Consider the following 592-nt stretch of genomic DNA (forward strand, 5'->3'; position numbering starts at 1 on the left):
CGAGGCCGCGATTGCACACCGGGATTTGTCCGGTGTGGGGACGATCCTTCTGGTCGAGGATGAAGACCCGGTTCGCATGTTCGCCGCCCGTGCCCTGCAAAACAAGGGATATGAGGTTCTGCAGGCCGATTGCGGCGAGTCAGCCTTGGAAATCGTCAAGGATTATACGGGCAAGATTGACCTGTTGGTCACCGACGTGGTCATGCCCAGCATGGACGGGCCGACCCTTGTTCGCCATATCACCAAGACCATGCCGGACCTGAAGGTGATTTTCATTTCCGGCTATGCCGAGGATGCGTTCCGCAAGGACCTTGATTTCGATGTGGAGAAAATCGAGTTCCTGCCCAAGCCTTTCTCGCTGAAGGAAATCGCGGAAAAGGTCAAGGAAGTCCTGATGCAGGAACCGGTTGGCTGATCGGGGCAAGGTGCCCGGTCTTGACATAGATCAGGGCTCCATCTGCACCGGTATGCGGCGTGTGGCGACTGGTGTGGGGATTTCTGATCCAGCTTCCGGCGGGATAGCTGCCGCTTTCATCGTGAAAGGTGCCTTCAAGAACAAGGATTTCCTCTCCTCCGTCATGGGTATGGGGCA

At 56.8% G+C, this 592-nt stretch carries 2 protein-coding genes; one reads left to right on the forward strand and one right to left on the reverse strand.

What is annotated here, in order from left to right; translation table 11 throughout:
• Window positions 1-415 (forward strand): response regulator (locus QQJ79_RS15835; protein WP_284223892.1); only part of this gene is annotated, 415 nt, incomplete at its 5' end.
• On the opposite strand, the gene QQJ79_RS15840 is transcribed toward QQJ79_RS15835, so the two are convergent.
• Window positions 381-592, reverse strand: a 212-nt coding sequence (locus QQJ79_RS15840; protein ID WP_284223894.1) for a cupin domain-containing protein, incomplete at its 5' end; no start/stop codon positions are given. The two genes, QQJ79_RS15835 and QQJ79_RS15840, sit on opposite strands and share 35 nt — an antisense overlap.

It is taken from the genome of Brevundimonas denitrificans (assembly GCF_030160755.1).
GTDB lineage: Bacteria > Pseudomonadota > Alphaproteobacteria > Caulobacterales > Caulobacteraceae > Brevundimonas > Brevundimonas denitrificans.